This is a genomic window from Providencia sp. PROV252, assembly GCF_033676005.1.
In the GTDB taxonomy this organism is placed as follows: Bacteria; Pseudomonadota; Gammaproteobacteria; order Enterobacterales; family Enterobacteriaceae; genus Providencia; species Providencia vermicola.
The window spans coordinates 93,980-113,718 of sequence record NZ_CP096294.1 but is presented as its reverse complement, the minus strand read 5'-3'; the positions used below and the strand labels follow the sequence as shown (position 1 = coordinate 113,718).

Here is a 19,739-nt window from a genome sequence, read left to right as displayed (position 1 = left end):
TATCAGTATGATACAACCGCCCTTTCGCGTACGTTTTTTTGTCAGAGGATTACAACACACCCTGCCCAAGCATTGCATCAGCGACTTTTACAAAGCCCGCGATGTTCGCACCTTGAACATAGTTGGTTTGTTTTCCTTCACCACCAAACTCAACACAGTGGTGATGGATATCCAACATGATGTGGTGTAAGCGCGCATCGACCTTCTCTGCTTTCCAGCCAAGACGAGCCGCATTCTGCGCCATTTCCAAACCTGATGTTGCCACACCGCCTGCGTTAGCAGCTTTACCTGGAGCAAACAACACGCCTGCTTCAAGGAACAGCTCTGTTGCAGGGATCGTCGTTGGCATGTTTGCGCCTTCTGCGACCGCTTTAACGCCATTTTTGATTAACACTTTCGCTGCTTCAACATCCAGCTCATTTTGTGTTGCACATGGCAATGCGATATCAACAGGGACATTCCATGGTTGCTGACCCGCTAAGTAAGTTAAACCAAACTCTTTCGCGTATTCTTCAACACGGCCATAATTGTTTTTGATTTCTTCTAAGCGTGCGAGTTTTTCTGCAGTGAAGCCAGCCTCATCAACTACCGTACCGCTAGAATCCGATGCAGTAACCACTTTCGCACCCAGTTCCATACATTTTTCAATGGTGTACTGTGCCACGTTACCTGAACCAGAGACCGCAACTCGCATACCATCAAAGCTTAAACCATGGCGCTGTAACATTGCATTAGTGAAGTACACTAAACCGTAACCCGTTGCTTCAGGGCGAATTAAGCTACCACCAAAAGACAAGCCTTTCCCTGTAAATACACAAGAGGTGTCGTTAGACAGCTTTTTCATCATACCCGTCATAAAGCCAACTTCACGCGCACCCACACCAATATCGCCTGCAGGTACGTCAGTGTTTGAACCAATGTGGCGATACAGTTCCGTCATCAATGCTTGGCAGAAACGCATGACTTCACCCGTGCTTTTTCCTTTCGGATCAAAGTCTGAACCGCCTTTACCACCGCCCATTGGTAAGGTAGTTAGTGCGTTTTTCAGTGTTTGTTCGAAGCCTAAGAATTTCAGAATGGATAAATTAACAGATGGGTGGAAACGCATACCGCCTTTGAATGGACCGATGGCTGAGCTAAATTGCACACGCCATGCGCGGTTAACTTGGACCTTGCCTTGGTCATCCATCCAACATACGCGAAATTGGATAACCCTTTCAGGTTCAACAAAGCGCTCAAGCAGTGCTTGGTCACGGTACTTTGCATTTTGCTCAAGGAAAGGCCAAAGGGAAGTGAATACTTCACGCACAGCTTGTAAAAACTCTGGCTGTGAAGGGTCTCTTTTTTGGACAGACTCCAAGAATGAAGATAGTGATTGTGTCATCTATGTCTTCCTTTTTTAACATGTAGTTGTTGTGATGTGCCTCACTCTTTCTTGTCATTATTTTTAGGAAATGTGAGGTTGATTTGTGTTTTGCCTATTGAATATATCATTAGTTTGTATTCTAAACTCAAGGTTTTTTTTCACTATAATGCAAAAAAAATTGCTTGACCTGCCAATATCTACCCTAAATGTCATATTTTGACACAAAAAAAACGCCTGCATAAGCAAGCGTTTTTAGTGAATAATATTTCAAACAAGAGAGAATAGATTACTCTTCATCGTCATTTAACGGAACAATCAACATATCCACATGAACTGTATTGATTAACTGACGTGCGGATGACATCAGTTTGCTCCAAAAGTCTTGGTGATGACCACAGACCACTAAGTCCATGTCGTATTTTTTAATGGCATCAACCAGTACTTGACCAAGATCGCCGCTACCACTCAGCGTTTCTTGAATATCATAACCCGCACCTGCAGATAAATCTTTCAGCGCATTACGCGTCTCATCAGTGATACGCTGCTGCATATCACCCAAATTGACATCAATAAGTCCGGTGTACAGGTCTGAATAGTTAACATCAACATGGATCATGGATACTTTGGCACCGTAAGGTTTTGCCATAGAGACAGCCTTATCCAGTAATACTTTACTTTCAGGTGATAAATCTACCGCAACAAGAATATGTTTGTAAGCCATAAGTAAACTCCTTCCGAATGCTGATTAATCCAGTGGTTATGCCTTCACCACATCTTAATAATACTATACCTGCTAACTGTGATAATTAAGTGTTGCACTGATCACATCTAAGCAGATTAACCTTAAAACCATAAGTGTATATAACATTTTATAAAACAATAACATCATTCCTTCAATATTAATATATTCACCTAAGTAATTCGAGTTATGGCTACACTTCCACAGACAAGAAACAACATAATTTCACACTAAAGTGTGATATCCAATGATAAGCAGCAATGAAGTATTTTTTTCAATATAAACAAAAAGTAATCAAAAATTTGCAGGGGTTGCACTTTTTTTAAACAATAATTTATCCTACAATGAAATGACTGAGTATAAATAAAATATCTTGCTGTATTTCCTTTTTGACAAGTGCTGTGAGCTGGGTTTCTAAGGAGGGGATTATGTTCAGTATGATTGCTTTATTTTGGGCACTCTGCATTTTATGCATCTTGAATATGATGCGTTATTTTTCGTCCATTCGTGTTTTATTATCTATTTTGCGGGATTCCGATCCGTTACTCTACCAATCCGTTGATGGGAATGGTTTTTTCACCACCCATGGTCAACTGAACAAACAACTTCGGCTTGTCCGATATATCAATAGCAAACAGTATCTTGAGCACTATGACCCTGAAGTCATTGCGCGTTGTGAACGAATCCGTAAACAATTTATGACAATAAGCCGGCTCAGTATTCTTGTTGTTGTGAGCTTAGTTTATCTTTTAATGACGGGTTAACCCGCTTTCTTGACGTAAAAAAATAGTGATGACCTTACGATCATCACTATTTTGTATTCTTATATCACTGTGTTCATGTCACTTTCGACGGCTTCACAACAGTGAAGCCAAGTGAAGTGCTGTTAGATAAACAGCAGAGATAACCAGTACAACCCACCAGATAAAACAATCGAGACAGGTAAAGTCAGTAACCACGCTAACGCAATACTTTTGATTGTTTTAGTTTGTACACCGCCGCCATCAACAACCATGGTTCCCGCAACAGCGGAAGATAAAACTTGGGTTGTTGAAACAGGCATACCCGTATAACTCGCCACACCAATTGACACTGCTGCAGTCACCTGCGCAGAAACACCTTGTGCGTAGGTCATGCCTTTCTTACCAATCTTCTCACCAATCGTGACTGCAACACGCTGCCAACCAAACATGGTGCCTAAAGACAGGGCTAAAGCAACCGCAATGATGATCCACAGAGGTGCATACTCAACAGTATACAGCAGGTCATTACTGAGTTTTTTCAGTAAACTTGCATCTTTCGAGCTCGTCTCTGGTAATTTCGCTACCGCATTCGCTGTATCAGAGATACACATCAATAAACGGCGCGCATGGTTACGCTGGTCAGGCGTTAGCTCTTCGTAGCTCTGAATGCCGTTTAGCATCGTCTGAGCTTGATTTAAAATTGCACCTGTACGTGAACTATCGCAATGGAATTCGCCACCAGGCTCATTACTACTTTCAGCAACTGCAGGGGCATTTTCTATCGCGTGGTTTAACGCAGGTTTATGTGTTTCATAGTATTGTTGCAGGTGGACTACAGCATCATGAGTTCTCGCGATATCATAACCGTTCGAGTTCATATTCATGACGAAACCAGCTGGCGCAACACCAATCAGCACAAGCATGATAAGACCGATACCTTTCTGCCCATCGTTCGCACCGTGCGAGAAACTGACGCCAACCGCGGATAAAATCAGCGCGGTACGGGTCCAGAATGGCGGCTTACGCTTACCATCCTTTTTCTCACGTTCTGCAGGTGTTAAGTGAATACGGCGACGTTTCTTTGTTCCGCTCCAATAACGGCGTAAAAAGAAAATCATCAAACCGGCAATCACGAAACCAATCGCTGGAGAAAGAATTAACGACATGAAAATACTGATCATTTTCGGTATATTCAGAGCGTCAACCACTGATGAGTCTGTCACTATCGCATTGGTTAAACCTACCCCGATAATGGCACCAATCAGTGTGTGGGAACTGGATGCAGGGATACCGAGGTACCACGTTCCAAGGTTCCAAATAATTGCAGCCAGTAGCAATGAGAAAACCATTGCAAGGCCGTGAGCAGAGCTCACATTAAGCAAGAGGTCTGTTGGTAAGAGGTGGACAATCGCGTAGGCAACGCTCAACCCTCCCAGCAAGACACCAAAAAAGTTAAAAACCCCTGCCATGACAACTGCGAACTGTGCCCGCATTGCTCTGGTATAAATAACCGTTGCTACCGCGTTAGCGGTGTCATGGAAGCCATTTATAGCCTCATAGACTAGCACAAATAACAGTGCTAGAACTAATAATAGACCTGTATGAAATTCTAAACCTGTAAAAAGATGTAGCATAGACGTTAAGCCATTATATGTTGGACATGAACGCGGCGCATTATCAGTGACAAACGCTGGCGGTGGAAGCAAAATCTAACCTTTTTTTGATTTAACTACCCATCAAAAAAGTACCTCATAGCAATTACCCCATAAATATCAATGCATTAGCTAAAACAAACTTATTCTGAATTTTTGAAACTTTTTTAACGATTTTTCCCGAAAATAAAAGTTATTTGCTCTTTTTGCGCGAATTTTTCTAATTATAATACGTCTTACACACTTTTCATCCGATCTCGCTCGAACCTTTACATTACAACCACCGCAAGATGACGTAAAATACCCATACTCATAATTTAATTGTGCTAAAAATCAAATAGCTATAGAGAAAGCCATTGTGAAAAACATCGACGTTATTATTTTAGGTGCAGGTGCCGCGGGTCTATTTTGTGCCTCACTCGCAGGTAAACGCGGACTCAACATACTTGTCCTTGATAACGGCAAAAAATTAGGCAGAAAAATATTGATGTCCGGAGGCGGACGCTGCAATTTCACGAATATGTACGCTGAGCACAGCAACTATCTTTCCACGAACCCACATTTTTGTAAGTCAGCACTTGCTCGCTATACACAATGGGATTTTATCGGGTTAGTTGCCAAATATAATATTCCTTATCATGAAAAAACCTTAGGGCAGCTTTTTTGCGACAATAGTGCGCAAGATATTGTCGATATGCTGCAAAATGAGTGTAATTTACCGAATATTTCGATCAAACTTCGCAGTGAAGTCACCGAGGTCGAAAAAACGCCAGAGGGCTTTCTCGTCACCGTGAATGGAAGCCAAGTAAGTGCTCGCTCACTAGTTGTAGCAACGGGTGGGTTATCGATGCCAGGTCTTGGTGCCTCACCATTCGGCTACCGCTTAGCAGAACAATTTGGCCACTCGATTATTCCAACCCGTGCAGGCCTTGTCCCATTTACACTGCACAAGCCCCTTTTAGAAGCGCTGCAAGTGCTATCAGGGATCTCTGTCGCGGCAACTGTGACAGCGGCTGACGGAACGCTATTTAAAGAAAATATCCTCTTTACTCATCGCGGCCTCTCTGGCCCTGCTATCTTGCAGATTTCTAACTATTGGAACCCTGGAGAGTATGTAAGTATTAACTTACTTCCGACCCTTTCGCTCAGCGATTTTTTAATGGAAGAAAAACAAGAGCACCCGAATCAATCTTTAAAAAACACCCTCGCAAAATTATTACCTAAGCGGTTAATCGAAATCATGCAAGCGCAAGGGCAAATCCCTGAATGCGCCCTAAAGCAATTGAACCACCCACAAGTTGAAGCGCTGCATAACACACTACATGCTTGGCAAGTTCAACCTAATGGGACTGAGGGCTACCGTACAGCTGAAGTCACTCTAGGTGGTGTTGATACCCATGAAATATCATCAAAAACAATGGGTTCACTAAAAACAGAAGGGTTGTATTTTATCGGTGAAGTTGTGGATGTGACAGGTTGGTTAGGCGGTTATAACTTCCAATGGGCATGGAGCTCTGCGGCAGCTTGCGCAGAAAGTCTGCCAGTTAACCATAAATAATTTAAGGTTAATAGTTATCCGCAATGTTTTGTTGTTAACATCTTTTTAGGAAAAATCCCTTAATCCATTGAAAAATAATGGTTAATATTTAACTTCATAGAAATCATATAATTGCAGTATTAATTATAAGATATATTATTTTGGTTAAAAATAATGCTTTACAAACGATAGTGATAAGCATTATCATTATCATCACTTCCTCGATAAGGTTACTTAGTCACTTATTGTTGGGAGTACGACATTGCTCACATTGCTTCCAGTGTTTACTTTAGCCAGCCTTGTGCTGGCTATTTTTTTATCTGCATCAATTGGTTAATTGACTAAAACTCCCCCCGTCCCTTTCTCCATCCATTTTCTTAACTTATCTCAAATACACTTATTCAAATTTTTTGGATCCTATGGTTAATGGCGGCTACTTTTCTCTCTTAGCGAAACGGTTAAACTGTTTGCAATTGATTTAGAGAGAAGTTCAACCACGGTTGGGTATCCAACTAGGAGATAACACAATGATCTATTTACGCAAAGCAAATGAACGTGGTCATGCTAACCATGGTTGGCTTGATAGCTGGCACACTTTCTCATTCTCTAGCTATTATGATGAAAAATTTATGGGTTTTTCAGCTCTGAGAGTGATTAACGAAGACTTTATTGCCGCAGGCCAAGGCTTTGGTACTCATCCCCATAAAGACATGGAGATTTTGACCTATGTGCTTAATGGTGCCGTCGAGCACAAAGATAGCATGGGCAATATGGAGCAAATTCCAGCGGGTGAATTCCAAATCATGAGTGCAGGTACGGGCATTCGCCACTCAGAATACAACCCGAACAGTGATAAAGAGCTGCATCTTTACCAAATTTGGATCATTCCTGAGAAAACAGGTATTGAGCCACGTTATGAACAAAAACGCTTTGATTCACTTGATGGTAAACAGTTGGTTCTGTCACCAGACGCCCGTGACGGTTCACTGAAAGTGTATCAAGACATGGAATTATGGCGCTGGGCATTGCCTGCAAACGACGTACAAACCCACGAGATCGCCGAAAAACGAGTGGTGTGGATCCAAGTCGTCAAAGGCACCGTTGAAATTAACGGCCAAAAAGCCTCTACCAGTGATGGTTTAGCGATTTGGGAAGAAGCTCGCTTAACCATCAAGGCTGATGAAGACAGCGAAATTCTGTTATTCGACCTACCTTCTGCTGAGTAATCACTAACAAAAAAGGCGCTACAACGTAGCGCCTTTCTCTATAACACAAAACGCATTCGCAAATTACAGTTTTGGACCTGCTTTTACTAAAGCAGCACCTGCTGGCGTGTCTGTGTATTTATCGAAGTTATTCACGAAACGGTTCGCTAAATCCTTCGCCTTCTCATCCCACTGCGCTTTATCTGCATAAGTATTACGTGGGTCGAGGATATTGGTATCCACGCCTGGTAATGCTGTAGGGACTTCTAAATCGAAGACTGGCAGCTTAATGGTATCGGCTTTTTCGATGTCGCCACTTAAGATTGCATCAATGATGGCACGGGTATCTTTAATCGAGATACGTTTACCTGTTCCGTTCCAACCTGTGTTCACTAAGTATGCTTTTGCACCCGCAGCTTCCATACGTTTAACTAATACTTCCGCGTATTGTGTTGGGTGCAGTGATAAAAATGCTGCGCCGAAACACGCTGAGAACGTAGGAGTTGGTTCAGTAACACCGCGTTCTGTACCTGCTAATTTCGCAGTAAAACCAGACAGGAAGTGATACTGTGTTTGCTCTGGGGTTAAACGAGAAACAGGTGGTAACACACCAAACGCATCTGCCGTCAGAAAAATAACTTTTGTTGCATGACCTGCTTTAGAAACAGGTTTTACAATGTTTTCAATGTGGTAAATCGGGTAAGAAACACGCGTGTTTTCCGTTTTAGAACCATCATTGAAATCAACGGTACCATCTGCCAATACCATCACGTTTTCAAGTAGTGCATCACGCTTGATTGCGCCGTAGATATCTGGCTCAGCTTCTTTAGACAGGTTGATAGTTTTTGCGTAGCAACCGCCTTCAAAGTTGAATACGCCGTCATCGTCCCAACCGTGCTCATCATCACCGATTAACTTACGTTTTGGATCGGTAGACAGCGTAGTTTTACCAGTACCCGATAAACCGAAGAAAATCGCAACGTCGCCTTTTTCGCCTACGTTCGCTGAACAGTGCATTGATGCGATGCCTTTTAATGGCAGCAGGTAGTTCATCATTGAGAACATCCCTTTTTTCATTTCGCCGCCGTACCAAGAGCCACCAATTAACTGCATACGCTCAGTTAAGTTGAACGCCACAAAGTTTTCTGAATTCAAACCTTGTGCTTTCCAGTTCGGGTTCGTACATTTTGCACCGTTCATCACGATAAAATCAGGCTCAAAGCCAACTAACTCTTCATCTGATGGGCGGATGAACATGTTTTTAACGAAGTGCGCCTGCCATGCCACTTCCGTAATAAAACGGACTTTCAGACGTGTATCTGCGTTCGCTCCACAGAATGCATCAATGATAAACAAACGTTTGCCAGACAATTGCTCTGTTACAATGTGTTTTAAATCACTCCACACTTCTTGTGACATTGGCTTATTGTCGTTCTTACCTTTACCTTGGTCTGCCCACCATACAGTATCGCGAGTGACATCATCACGAACGATATATTTATCTTTTGGTGAACGACCCGTAAAGATACCTGTATCTACTGCAACCGCACCTAATGTGGTGACCGTGCCGCGTTCATAACCTTCAAGTCCTGGCTTAGTTTCTTCCGTGAATAATAGCTCGTAACTTGGGTTATAAACCACTTCAGCTACATCATGAATACCGTACTTTTCAAGTTCCTTCAGGGTAATGCTTTTAGCGCTCATTATATTGCTCCTGGTAAACATAACTAATCTGCAGATGATCATAATTCTTTACGACTAATTAACAGCGATAGTTATCAAAGAATTGAAAATGTATAATTTTTTTTAATTCATAATGAGACTTAGAGCACGTAATAATGCTTTAAAATTATAAAAAAAAGGTGCAGAATTGCACCCTTGTCACATAATTAGGTTGCTAAATCGTATCAGTGAAGTTGCTGATTTCGCTCATCATTTAACCCTTCAATATCGGATTCAATAAATACGTAGTGTGAGCCACAAAATTCACATTCCATATCAATTTTTCCATCTTTGTGCAAAATATCGATAACATCTTCCTTTGGCAAAGTTGCTAATGTGCTTTCACAACGTTCCCTTGAGCAGGTGCAACGAAACTCCACAGATTGCGGGTCATATAAAGTGACATCTTCTTCATGATAAAGGCGATGTAAAACCTCTTTGACGCCCAGAGTGCTCAGCTCTTGGCCTTTAATAGTTGCCGTCAGTTGTACGAGGTGATCAAAGAAATCGTGGCTGGTGTCATCAGCGGCAGGTAAAACTTGCAGCAACATCCCACCCGCACTCATTTTGCCATCCACTTCACCCACACGAATAAATAAACGCGTTGGCAGCTGCTCTGATTGGCGGAAGTACGCATCAATACTTTCTTCGATGGAGTTGCCTTCAATCGCTACAATCCCTTGGTAACGTTCACCTTGATTAGGCGTTATCGTGATCACCATAAAGCCATCGCCAATCATTTGGTTCAGTGTGCTACCCGCAACAACGGGGCCATCAACACGCGCAACACCTCGCATTTGTTGTAGGTTATTACCGTTAATAACAGCCATTTTAACTGGGCCATCACCTTGAATTTGAACGGTAATATCACCATCAAATTTCAGTGTTGCTGTTAATAAACTGGTAGCAACAAGCAGTTCGCCCAATAAGCCTTTTACTGCAACAGGGTAGTCATGATTTTCTAAAATCTGCTCGTAGGTCTCATCGACACTAATCATTTCTCCACGAACGGAATGCTGTTCAAACAGAAAACGGTGGAGTTGGTCTTGTTTTGACATAATTTCTCTCTATTGCTCGGGCAGTTGCTCAGGCCATCATTCAGATGACTCATGAGAATTCGTTTGTTTAAATTTTAGCAGAGTTCGTCGCTCTTTTTTATCTGGGCGGCGCTCTGGATGGGGCATGGTTAACGCATTCATTTTGCGCGCTAACGCTATTTTTTCACGATGTTCAATACTTTCGGCGGTTTCACGGTAAAGTAATTGTGCTTCGGGCGCACCTCTACGCTGGCTACTGATTTCAAGGATCTCAATCGTTCTCTCATCATTCCCCTGCCTCAGCTTCACTAAAGCATGGAGTTCAACGATTTTTCCAGGCTTAGTTCTTTGTCCATTATAATGAACTTTGCCCCCATCAATCATTTCACGCGCCATGGAACGTGTTTTATAAAAACGCGCAGCCCAAAGCCACTTATCGAGGCGAACAGGTTCTATAGACGATTGATTCATGGTGCCTCCTCACTATCAGTCTGAATCAAACTCAATGAGGCTCCCACCATTTCGGGATAATGCTAATGACGATTGGAAGGGTTATTAGCCTCAAAGCATTTATCGTAATATTGCGTGATATTACGTAATCGCTTCTTATTATTCAAAATACGGAACACAATTAGTGAGCCGTTTAGTAATACACAAAAGATAAGAAACAAGATAAAAAACGCACTACAAACATATTGAGAGACGATATCTTCATTCGGCTCTTCATGTAACACGATATGCAAAGTGCCATTAGCATCTGTCGATAATTTAGTCACAATGCCTTCCACACTAAAGGGAGTATTGCTTAACAAATTCGATAAACGGTGGAGCTCTTTCCAACGTTCCAACTGTGATAATTCATTAAAATTAAAAGATGGCCCTATCATTAAATCCACCAGAGGCTTGTTTTCATCACTCACAAACAATACGCCACCTGGGGAAGGACTATTAATTTTACGCACTTCTTTGTCTATTTCTTTTCTGATAAAGTCATATGTGGTGTCTTCAACGATGTTTTCCAAGGCCTCGGCACTTCCTGCTCGTAATAAAACATGCGCACCACTTAATTTCCCCGATGACGCCTTACTCACTAAGGTCGGCCAATCATCTGTACTACCAAGGTTTGTCAGCGCATTTTTGAGTTTTAGGCAAGCGTTCTCATCATGACACAACTTGTTCGTTTCTATAATAATGGCTGAAAAATCAAAGATAATGTTCATCCCTGATTTCATAATATCGCGCTGTAACCTTGGGTTCACGCCAATAGAATTTTTATCAGGATGTAATTGATTTCTAACTATATTGAGCAAAGATATCGATAGATCAGCAATCTCAGACTGCGGCTCTGTCGACACATTGATGTTATTCCAATAGATGCCAGAGCAATCAAATGGGACAAAATTCGCCTGGTTAGTGTCATCTAAATTCGGTGGACGATAGCACATCCCCTGCCCCTGTGCTGTTAGGGTATCCCCCACATTGAGCTTATGAGAAACAAGCTCCGTCACTTCCGTTACATTAATTTTTTGTGTTCCGCCAAACCAAGCAAAACCCAACTTAATGGGTAGACTCATAGATTGGTATGAAAACACCAACACAATCACCAATAACGCACCAATAAACATCAGGACATTTTTTTTGTAACGCTTGTAAGGGTAATAACGTTCTTCTTCATGTAAAGAGAGGTACTGCCCATGACGAACAACCTCCCCCGTAGGGTAAAAATCAATATTAACGGGTTTATCTGATTCGTATTTTAAATACTCCTCCCAATGCAGAGGGTAATGTAAATCTGTCCCGCTAACGGAAGCACTCGTGGAATATTTTTTATCTAATTCACCATACAATTCCCAACGCTTCGGCTGCCCATAAATACATTGAATATCTTGGTACTTACGAGGGAACATTTTTGAACGAAAGAGCACTAATGTACCAATAATAAAAATCAGTACTGCACTCGCTAACCCCCATCCTTGCAAAATCCGAATCGAAATTAACGTGAGATAACCCAATACAAAACTTAAACAAATCAACCCTGCGCCTAACCACCCCGTGGAGTTGTGTAGACGATGTTCCTCCGCTGTTTCTTGGCGGACACGTAATAATTCTACATTCTGTTGTCCACGCTCTCGAATAGCCGCTTCAGGTAAGGTCGTAGTCGATGCTGAGTTACCGAGCCATTCATTACTAAAATCTCGAAGTGAATGGCTATTCATTGAAATAATCAATGGCAGATGATCTGTATCCACAATCTCCATCACATTTTGTCGCTGTAGATATGGCTCCAACTGTGATGGAAGCTGCACTTCAATCGTATCGATAAAATAACGCCAGCTATTCCCTTGCTCCTGGCGTAAATTAAAACGCGTTACCGAATGACAAACTGTACCAATTGTCGAATTTCGCTTAATTTGCCAAGGACTTTGTGAAGAGGAATTCGAAGCTGTAGCGCAATAATTTAAATACTGAGTGATTGTTTGGTAATCTGAATCAATCATTTTGCGAAAGGAAGGTGCGGCTACCGAAGGTATCTGATAGATGCCAGAATGCCGCCCCCGCCTGAAATACAGGAAGGAAGCCATTATAGTTAGGCTAATAACAATTATAGCCGTTATAATGACATGGTTTAACATTGTTTCCCCAACAGAAAATGAATAAGAAAAGCATAGCAATCCTACTGCCTTCTCAAAATAAGCCGATTCCTATTCTATTTATACTTTTTTCTTTAACTTACAATACGTTGTAAAAAAATCTTTATTTATTTATCTGTGCTACATTTGTGCACGAAGCAAGTTAACAATATTTTATCTACTCGATCATCTCTATCATTTTTTTTTGATATAGGTCATAGTGACATAATGATGCCAACATACTGGCAACGCAGAGTAAATTTACCACATAAATAAATGAAACATGCTTTTAGCAAGAGGTTCCACCCATCTTGTTTGGAAATCGTTATGACAGAGCTAAAAAAACCAAAAATCTTGAATATTCAAGATGTTGCTCAATCAAAATTATTCAGTATCCAGTCAGTTGATCTCGAATTTAGCAACGGTGAAAAACGAGTCTATGAAAGAATGCGCCCAGCAAAACGCGAAGCCGTTCTTATTATTCCTATTATTGATGACCACTTAATTCTGATACGCGAATATGCCGTTGGGATTGAAAACTACGAACTCGGTTTCCCTAAAGGGGCTATTGACCCAGGCGAAATTGCGCTAGAAGCAGCACAGCGCGAGCTCAAAGAAGAAGTTGGCTATGGCGCAAACAGCATCATTCAGCTCGCTAAACTGACTATGTCACCATCTTATTTTTCCAGTAAAATGAACATATTAGTAGCACAAGACCTTTATAGCGAAAAGCTTGAAGGCGATGAGCCTGAACCACTGCAACAAGTTAAGTGGCCAATTGCGCGTATGATGGAACTACTGGAACACCCAGACTTCAACGAAGCGAGAAATATTAGCGCACTTTTCTACTTAGAACGTTACTTAAAAAGTAGTAAGTAATACTACTTGAGGTTGCTGACAAAGCAGGATAAAAGCGTGGTTTTTCCTGCTTTGTGTTATCAGCCAAAAATCAATAAATTGATTTTTCTCGTTTATTTTCAAAACCTATCCAACCTGCAGTCAAACCTAATCGGTTTGTCAGCAGCCTGTAGCAGTAAGTAATACTACTTGTTTTTTGTATTTTATATAAGCCACGTTTTTTTTCTACGCCTATTCTTATCGTTATCAGCTATTTTACACTCATTTGGTGTTTTTGAGCATAAAAAAACACCCCATGTTTTAATAACAATGGGGTGCTTATCACGATATTACTAAACGTATTTTCTTAGAACAACTCTTGGCTCAAACCGCCTTCTGTTGAAATGGTTGTTCCCACTTCTTGTACAGAATACTCTTTAGGCTCAGTCCCTTCGATAAAATATTCACGGCGTGAAGAGCCTAATTTGCCCGTACGACTGTCAATTGACACAGAGATAACCCCTTTCGGCGGTTTCATCATTTTTACTGGAACACCTGTCAGGATGGATTTCATAAAATCATCCCACATTGGCTGAGCACTTTTCGCACCTGCTTCACCTCGGCCGAGTGTCCGTCTATTATCATCAAACCCGATCCACGCTGATGCCACAACATCCGGACCATAACCCGAGAACCAAGCATCTTTTGAACTATTAGTCGTCCCTGTTTTACCACCAATATCTCGGCGTCCACCTAAATCTCTTGCTGCGCGCCAGCCCGTTCCAGACCAGCCTGGTTCACCATAAATATTCGTCATCATCGCATCTCGAATTAAGAACGCAAGCGGCGTACTAATCACATGAGGCGCGTATTGAGGCTCTGAACTCACATTTTCGTCACCCGAGGTTGCCACTTCCATTGTTGGCTCTTGATTCACAACATTATGGCCTGATTGAGTGACTTCTTCTGTAGATTCATCATCAATCCCTTTTATTTCGATGGTACGTTCTGTATCGCCGTAAATGACTGGAATATTAGTACAATCAGGACATGCTAGCTTAGGATTCGCTTCAAAAATCACTTCATCATTGTGATTTTCAATTTTCAAAATATAGTACGGATCAACAAGATACCCGCCATTGACCATAACCGCATAACCACGCACCATTTGCATTGGTGTAAATGATGGCGCACCCAAGGCTAACGCCTCTGTGCGGTTAATATTTTCACGCGGAAAACCAAAACGCATCAAATAATCAGCTGCGTAATCGACCCCCATAGCGCGCATTGCACGAACCATTACCACGTTTTTTGACTGCCCTAACCCTTGACGTAAACGGATTGGACCATCATAGCGTGGAGGCGAGTTCTTCGGCCGCCAGTCAGAGCCAGCCCCCGCATCCCAACGACTAATAGGCACGTCATTCAGCAAAGAAGATAGTGTAAGGCCTTTATCCATTGCCGCAGTATACAAAAAGGGTTTTATATTCGAGCCCACTTGGCGCAGTGATTGTGTCACGCGGTTAAATTCGCTCATATTGAAATCAAAACCGCCGACTAATGCGATAATCGCACCATCATTAGGGTTAAGTGCAACAAAAGCAGCATTTACATCAGGAACTTGCCCCAGCCACCAATTATCTTTCACTTTACGAACCCAAATTTGCTCACCCACTTGAACAACCGCATTCACCGCTCTTGGGGATGCGCCTTGTTGCGTATCAGAAATAAATTTACGCGCCCAGCGTACACCGGTCATCGTAATATCAATTTTTGAGCCATCTGCTAACATAACATTCGCTTCAGAACCCGTTGCGGATAGCACGACCCCAGGCATAAGCGGCCCGTAAACAGGGGATTTCTTCAGCTTTTCAATAATTTTTTCAGCTGCCCATGCCATTTCAGTGGGCTTCCACAGCACTTCTGCTGGGCCACGGTAACCATGGCGAGTATCGTAATCGATCAAGTTATTGCGAACAGCATCAGTTGCAGCTTCCTGATCTTTGCGGATCACCGTGGTATACACTTTGTAACCGTCGGTATACGCATCTTCGCCGTATTTATCATACAGCGTTTGGCGAGCCATTTCGGCAAGATAAGGTGCAGAAAAATCAATCTTTGGCGCATGATAAGACGCCACAATTTTTTCGTTTCTCGCTTGCTCATACTGGTCTCTCGTAATGTACTTTTCTTCCAACATACGAGAAAGCACGACATTACGACGATTGACGGCACGATCATAAGAATATAATGGGTTAAATGTTGAGGGTGCTTTTGGTAGCCCTGCAATCATGGCCATTTCGCTCAATGTGAGCTCATCCACTGTTTTCCCGAAATAAACGTAAGCCGCAGCCCCAACGCCATAAGCACGGTTACCCAAATAAATTTTATTTAGGTACAGCTCCATAATCTCATCTTTCGAAAAAAGCTGTTCGATGCGAATCGCTAAGAATGCTTCTTTGGCTTTACGCATTAAGGTTTTTTCGGGGCTTAAATAGAAGTTTCTCGCCAGCTGCTGAGTAATGGTACTCGCACCTTGTGACGCATGACCAGATGACGCCATCACTGATACCGCACGGAAAATACCAATCGGGTCAATACCGTGATGTTCATAAAAACGGCTATCTTCTGTCGCGATAAACGCTTTCACCATTAATGGTGGAATTTCCGCTAATGGGAGTGGAATCCGACGTTTTTCACCGTATTGGGCAATCAACTCGTTATCAGCGCTGTATACCTGCATTGGAATTTGCAGACGAATGTCTTTCATCGTTGCAACATCAGGTAGCTCACCTTCGACATATTTATACATGCCATAAATCGAGGCGGTTCCCAAAAAAATGCAACAGAAAACAAGAATAAAAAAATATTTTACGAACTTCACCGGAAAATTCCCATGCTCGGCTAACAAGAGGGTTTAGATATCACTAACGCATAGTATAAAGCTTATACAGCACAATAGAAAACGTAATTTAACCGTTAATGATAAGGAAATTAACTATGTACACATCAAAATGGAACATTGGGATCGATATCTATCAAAATAAAATTCAATTAGTTGCCACAAAACAACGCCGTAAATACTGGTCTTTATGTGAATGTTGGCAACAGCAACTCCCTTTCGAAATAACTGAGAGTTCAGATCCAGAACAACACCAAATTCTACTGAAAGTTTTAACGCAGTGGCGTCAGAAATTACCGAAAAACTGTACCGTTTCTATCGCCTTGCCCGCTGTTCGTACGTTAAAACAGCAACTGTCATTGCCGAACCAAGTCCATCTGCAACAGCCTGAACTAAGCTGGTATCTGCAATCTCAAGCTAAAAAATGCTTTCCAATGAATGTTCATGAACTCGCCATTGACTATCGCGTGATCAATCAACACGTTTACCTTAATGGGGCTCGAAAAGCTGATATCACCTTTTGGCAAAACTTATTAACACAAAGTGGATTTAATTTACTGGCAATTGATGTCGCCCCTGTCGCATTACGTTATGTTGCTCGCCATTGCCAGTTACCTGATGATGCATGGTTAGTTCATTATAGGCAAGGTGAATGGTTATGGTCAGGGCCCATTAGCCTACCTACAAATTATAATCATGTTCTAGATAATGAAATCACCTCCCTTTCACAGCTTTTACCTCATCTGAACGCAGAAAGTCACGCCTCAACTTTGCCTGTTTACCTCATTACCGATCATCCAAATATAGACCAACCACTCGATATCACAAATCCACAAACCGACCATGACTGCCATGCTCAATGGCAATCATACAGATGGGAATTACGACAAGCCTTTCAACACCATAATCTAAAACTGCCACGCCAATTAGGGGACTTTGTGATCGCAGCTGGGCTGGCGCTACGCCATGGGGATATTTAAGACATGAAAAACACAAATCTATACCAAGTCAATTTTTTACCTTGGCGGCAACAAAAAATAATGAAAAAAAAACGTGAGTTTATTCTTTTCACTAGCGCACTGTGCTGCTCCACACTTACTGCTTGTTGTTTTTTATATATATTTCAACAAATTAACATTAATAACAAACAAGTTTCACTATATAGTACACAAGAAAAAAGCCAGCAAATCCAGCAATTAAGCCTGAAGATAGCGCATCAACAGGCTCAATTAAACCAGCTAATGGAAAAACAAAACAAATATAAAGTCATCGAACAAAACAACCGTGCACTACTGGTTTTACTGCGTAGCTTACCAACGATAACGCCGTCAAAAAGCTGGCTGACCTCTTTTCAGCTAATTAATGATCAACTTAATATCAAAGCTAATAGCTATGACTTTCAAAATATGGCTCTTTTTAGCCAACAACTGGAAAACCAAAAAAATTTAAGTGAAATTCAATTAAAACAACTCAGCCGAAATCAGCAATTAAATAGTCTGCACATTTCAGCAAAACATCAAGGAGAGGCAAATGAATGAAACATTCCATGCCTTTTGGTATCGCTCTTTTTGGCGACAAACCTTACCCGTTGTTGTCTTTATTGGGTTGTTTCTATTTGCGGGCTATTTTATTTATTGGGAAAAGTCTTCAATACAACTTATTGAATTAGAAAATGAAATAACTCATTTATCTGACTACATTCAAAAGGAAGAACAACGAATTCAACAACTGCCTGCACTCTATCAGTTAGCACAACAAATTGAAAATATTGAAAAACACACTGTGTTTGATAACCGCCCTCTAGCACTATTTTCGCATTTTAATGCACTCATGAGTCAGTCCGCCGTTACACTCAATAAGCTTCAACCTATAAATAACAACGAAGGTTATTTTATGGAAATACAAGGCAGCTTCACCGATATCTATCATTTTATTCAAAAGCTGATTTCCTCGCCCTCTCCCCATAAATGGCATTACTCAGAGGTCACCCTTAACCCGAAAAAAAATTTATTGGTTGCTTCAATGACACTGTCATCAATAATTCATTTAACCACTCTCAAGGATGAAAATGGCCATGAATAACACCTTAATCCCCGCTGTAAGGCTAATAACTGTTTTTTTGATATTCATGTTTAGCTCTGCTGTTGCAGAGCAAATTCGCGACCCTTTTGTCCCACTATTGCCAATTGAGGAAAATATTTCCCCTCAAGCCACCAAACATTCTTTACCTTTAGAGACCAATAACGAGGTTTTGATTGAGAAAATTTTCAAATTAGTCTCAATAAAAGCGCAAGAGGTTCACCAATTACTAAAACAGCCCGAGATAGCTTTATTGTCAAAAAACGCAACCATTCATCACGAAGCGACAACAAATAGCGTGATCATCAAAGATAGCCAAGAACGCCTCACACTCATTGAAGAATGGATAAAACAAAAAGATTTACCTCAACAACAAGTTCATATCACCGCGCATATTATTAGTAGTAGTAAAACGGCACTACAGGAGTTAGGCCTTGAATGGGGATTACTTGCAGGCAATACAACACACAGCCGGCTTAATCGCTATAATCGCTACCACTTTGCACCTGGGCAATTTTCATTTAACGTCTTAAAACTAAGCGAAGGTTTACTTGAAATGAAGCTCAATGCGTTAGAAAAAGAAAATTTATTATCTATTATTGCCAGCCCACGTCTCATGGCTTCACACCAAAAAGCCGCTAGCATCCAGCAAGGCACCGAAATCCCTTATGTCACCAGTAGTGAAAAGAAGACCCATGTACAATTTAAGGATGCTGTCTTAGGTATGGATGTAACACCCACGATTATCCGTGATGAAAAAGTAGAGTTGAACCTAAAAATTAGCCATAACTCGCCAGATACCGCGCTCACTAGCAGTCAAAATCACCATTTAGCGATAAACAAACAAGAAATCGCCACCTCAGTCACCATTAAAAATAATGAAACCCTAATATTGGGTGGAATTTTTCAGCAAAAACAAGAAACAACACAAACGGGTCTGCCCTTCCTTTCTCATGTCCCTCTTTTAGGAGCATTGTTTACAAATAGCGCAGAACATATCGACAGACGGGTTCTTGTCGTTTTTATTACACCAAAACTTATCAATATTTAGTATGAGTAAAATAACATCTATACTTCAATTAGTTGAATAGACAATAAGTCAAAGTGCACAAAAAAAAACTTTTTTTATGCCATAAACCTACCGGATAAATTTGACGCTGACGTCGTTTTAGCATACAAGGTTATCCATTGAATGTTCTAACTATCCTTAGATTAAAGAACAAGCTGTCAGTCGCTTATAAAACAGCCACAATAATTTTGCTCTACAATTAACAGAAATTATATGCACCT

At 41.4% G+C, this 19,739-nt stretch carries 16 protein-coding genes; 8 read left to right on the top strand and 8 right to left on the bottom strand.

The annotated features are described in order from the left end of the window. Positions 1 to 49 precede the first annotated feature (49 nt). Positions 50 to 1,384, bottom strand: a complete 1,335-nt coding sequence (gdhA, locus tag M1F05_RS00465) for an NADP-specific glutamate dehydrogenase (protein WP_206085191.1) — start codon at positions 1,382 to 1,384, stop codon at positions 50 to 52. A gap of 268 nt (positions 1,385 to 1,652) precedes the next feature. Continuing rightward, complete coding sequence (uspA, locus tag M1F05_RS00460; RefSeq protein ID WP_206085192.1) at positions 1,653 to 2,087, bottom strand: universal stress protein UspA; 435 nt, start codon at positions 2,085 to 2,087, stop codon at positions 1,653 to 1,655. A 446-nt stretch (positions 2,088 to 2,533) separates the two neighbouring features. Here uspA and uspB point away from each other — a divergent pair, with 446 nt between their 5' ends. Continuing rightward, positions 2,534 to 2,869, top strand: coding sequence for a universal stress protein UspB (gene uspB, locus M1F05_RS00455; RefSeq protein WP_206085193.1), 336 nt, complete (start codon positions 2,534 to 2,536; stop codon positions 2,867 to 2,869). Positions 2,870 to 2,991: 122 nt separating this feature from the next. On the opposite strand, the gene pitA is transcribed toward uspB, so the two are convergent. Continuing rightward, on the bottom strand, positions 2,992 to 4,482 hold the full coding sequence (gene pitA, locus M1F05_RS00450) for an inorganic phosphate transporter PitA (RefSeq protein WP_206085233.1): 1,491 nt from the start codon (positions 4,480 to 4,482) through the stop codon (positions 2,992 to 2,994). A 376-nt stretch (positions 4,483 to 4,858) separates the two neighbouring features. Here pitA and M1F05_RS00445 point away from each other — a divergent pair, with 376 nt between their 5' ends. Then, positions 4,859 to 6,058, top strand: coding sequence for an NAD(P)/FAD-dependent oxidoreductase (locus M1F05_RS00445; RefSeq protein ID WP_206085194.1), 1,200 nt, complete (start codon positions 4,859 to 4,861; stop codon positions 6,056 to 6,058). Between the two features lie 506 nt (positions 6,059 to 6,564). Beyond that, complete coding sequence (locus tag M1F05_RS00440; RefSeq protein ID WP_206085195.1) at positions 6,565 to 7,263, top strand: pirin family protein; 699 nt, start codon at positions 6,565 to 6,567, stop codon at positions 7,261 to 7,263. Between the two features lie 63 nt (positions 7,264 to 7,326). Here the strand turns inward: M1F05_RS00440 and pckA are convergent, their stop codons facing one another. The 4 genes from pckA to M1F05_RS00420 form a co-directional block, all read right to left on the bottom strand. Continuing rightward, positions 7,327 to 8,946, bottom strand: coding sequence for a phosphoenolpyruvate carboxykinase (ATP) (gene pckA, locus M1F05_RS00435; protein WP_206085196.1), 1,620 nt, complete (start codon positions 8,944 to 8,946; stop codon positions 7,327 to 7,329). A gap of 203 nt (positions 8,947 to 9,149) precedes the next feature. Continuing rightward, a complete protein-coding gene (hslO, locus tag M1F05_RS00430; protein WP_206085197.1) occupies positions 9,150 to 10,022 on the bottom strand; it encodes an Hsp33 family molecular chaperone HslO in 873 nt (290 codons plus the stop codon). Positions 10,023 to 10,058: 36 nt separating this feature from the next. After that, the gene (gene hslR, locus M1F05_RS00425; protein WP_047756490.1) at positions 10,059 to 10,472 is read right to left on the bottom strand and encodes a ribosome-associated heat shock protein Hsp15; all 414 of its coding nucleotides are present in this window, start codon (positions 10,470 to 10,472) and stop codon (positions 10,059 to 10,061) included. 62 nt (positions 10,473 to 10,534) lie between these two features. Then, a complete protein-coding gene (locus tag M1F05_RS00420; RefSeq protein WP_206085198.1) occupies positions 10,535 to 12,634 on the bottom strand; it encodes an IgaA/UmoB family intracellular growth attenuator in 2,100 nt (699 codons plus the stop codon). 324 nt (positions 12,635 to 12,958) lie between these two features. On the opposite strand from M1F05_RS00420, the gene nudE reads away from it, so the two are divergent. Beyond that, complete coding sequence (gene nudE / locus M1F05_RS00415; protein ID WP_206085199.1) at positions 12,959 to 13,510, top strand: ADP compounds hydrolase NudE; 552 nt, start codon at positions 12,959 to 12,961, stop codon at positions 13,508 to 13,510. A gap of 325 nt (positions 13,511 to 13,835) precedes the next feature. Here nudE and mrcA read toward each other — a convergent pair whose 3' ends face one another. Beyond that, on the bottom strand, positions 13,836 to 16,352 hold the full coding sequence (gene mrcA / locus M1F05_RS00410; RefSeq protein ID WP_206085200.1) for a peptidoglycan glycosyltransferase/peptidoglycan DD-transpeptidase MrcA: 2,517 nt from the start codon (positions 16,350 to 16,352) through the stop codon (positions 13,836 to 13,838). A gap of 116 nt (positions 16,353 to 16,468) precedes the next feature. Between mrcA and pilM the strand changes: the two genes are divergently transcribed. The 4 genes from pilM to M1F05_RS00390 are packed head-to-tail and all read left to right on the top strand — an operon-like array spanning position 16,469 to position 19,500. Then, positions 16,469 to 17,350 (top strand): pilus assembly protein PilM, encoded by an 882-nt coding sequence (pilM, locus tag M1F05_RS00405; protein WP_206085201.1) that lies wholly within the window; start codon positions 16,469 to 16,471, stop codon positions 17,348 to 17,350. Positions 17,351 to 17,353: 3 nt separating this feature from the next. Further along, positions 17,354 to 17,908, top strand: coding sequence for a PilN domain-containing protein (locus tag M1F05_RS00400; RefSeq protein ID WP_206085202.1), 555 nt, complete (start codon positions 17,354 to 17,356; stop codon positions 17,906 to 17,908). Beyond that, on the top strand, positions 17,901 to 18,452 hold the full coding sequence (locus tag M1F05_RS00395; RefSeq protein ID WP_206085203.1) for a hypothetical protein: 552 nt from the start codon (positions 17,901 to 17,903) through the stop codon (positions 18,450 to 18,452). Before M1F05_RS00400 ends, M1F05_RS00395 begins: the two co-directional genes overlap by 8 nt. Then, the gene (locus M1F05_RS00390; protein ID WP_206085204.1) at positions 18,445 to 19,500 is read left to right on the top strand and encodes a secretin N-terminal domain-containing protein; all 1,056 of its coding nucleotides are present in this window, start codon (positions 18,445 to 18,447) and stop codon (positions 19,498 to 19,500) included. Before M1F05_RS00395 ends, M1F05_RS00390 begins: the two co-directional genes overlap by 8 nt. Positions 19,501 to 19,739 lie beyond the last annotated feature (239 nt).

Excerpts from the sequence above, each read along its gene's own strand:
- gdhA (WP_206085191.1), bottom strand. The coding sequence starts at position 1,384 with ATGACACAATCACTATCTTCATTCTTGGAGTCTGTCCAAAAAAGAGAC.
- uspA (WP_206085192.1), bottom strand. The coding sequence starts at position 2,087 with ATGGCTTACAAACATATTCTTGTTGCGGTAGATTTATCACCTGAAAGT.
- uspB (WP_206085193.1), top strand. The coding sequence starts at position 2,534 with ATGTTCAGTATGATTGCTTTATTTTGGGCACTCTGCATTTTATGCATC.
- pitA (WP_206085233.1), bottom strand. The coding sequence starts at position 4,482 with ATGCTACATCTTTTTACAGGTTTAGAATTTCATACAGGTCTATTATTA.
- M1F05_RS00440 (WP_206085195.1), top strand. The coding sequence starts at position 6,565 with ATGATCTATTTACGCAAAGCAAATGAACGTGGTCATGCTAACCATGGT.
- pckA (WP_206085196.1), bottom strand. The coding sequence starts at position 8,946 with ATGAGCGCTAAAAGCATTACCCTGAAGGAACTTGAAAAGTACGGTATT.
- hslO (WP_206085197.1), bottom strand. The coding sequence starts at position 10,022 with ATGTCAAAACAAGACCAACTCCACCGTTTTCTGTTTGAACAGCATTCC.
- hslR (WP_047756490.1), bottom strand. The coding sequence starts at position 10,472 with ATGAATCAATCGTCTATAGAACCTGTTCGCCTCGATAAGTGGCTTTGG.
- M1F05_RS00420 (WP_206085198.1), bottom strand. The coding sequence starts at position 12,634 with ATGTTAAACCATGTCATTATAACGGCTATAATTGTTATTAGCCTAACT.
- nudE (WP_206085199.1), top strand. The coding sequence starts at position 12,959 with ATGACAGAGCTAAAAAAACCAAAAATCTTGAATATTCAAGATGTTGCT.
- pilM (WP_206085201.1), top strand. The coding sequence starts at position 16,469 with ATGTACACATCAAAATGGAACATTGGGATCGATATCTATCAAAATAAA.
- M1F05_RS00400 (WP_206085202.1), top strand. The coding sequence starts at position 17,354 with ATGAAAAACACAAATCTATACCAAGTCAATTTTTTACCTTGGCGGCAA.
- M1F05_RS00395 (WP_206085203.1), top strand. The coding sequence starts at position 17,901 with ATGAATGAAACATTCCATGCCTTTTGGTATCGCTCTTTTTGGCGACAA.
- M1F05_RS00390 (WP_206085204.1), top strand. The coding sequence starts at position 18,445 with ATGAATAACACCTTAATCCCCGCTGTAAGGCTAATAACTGTTTTTTTG.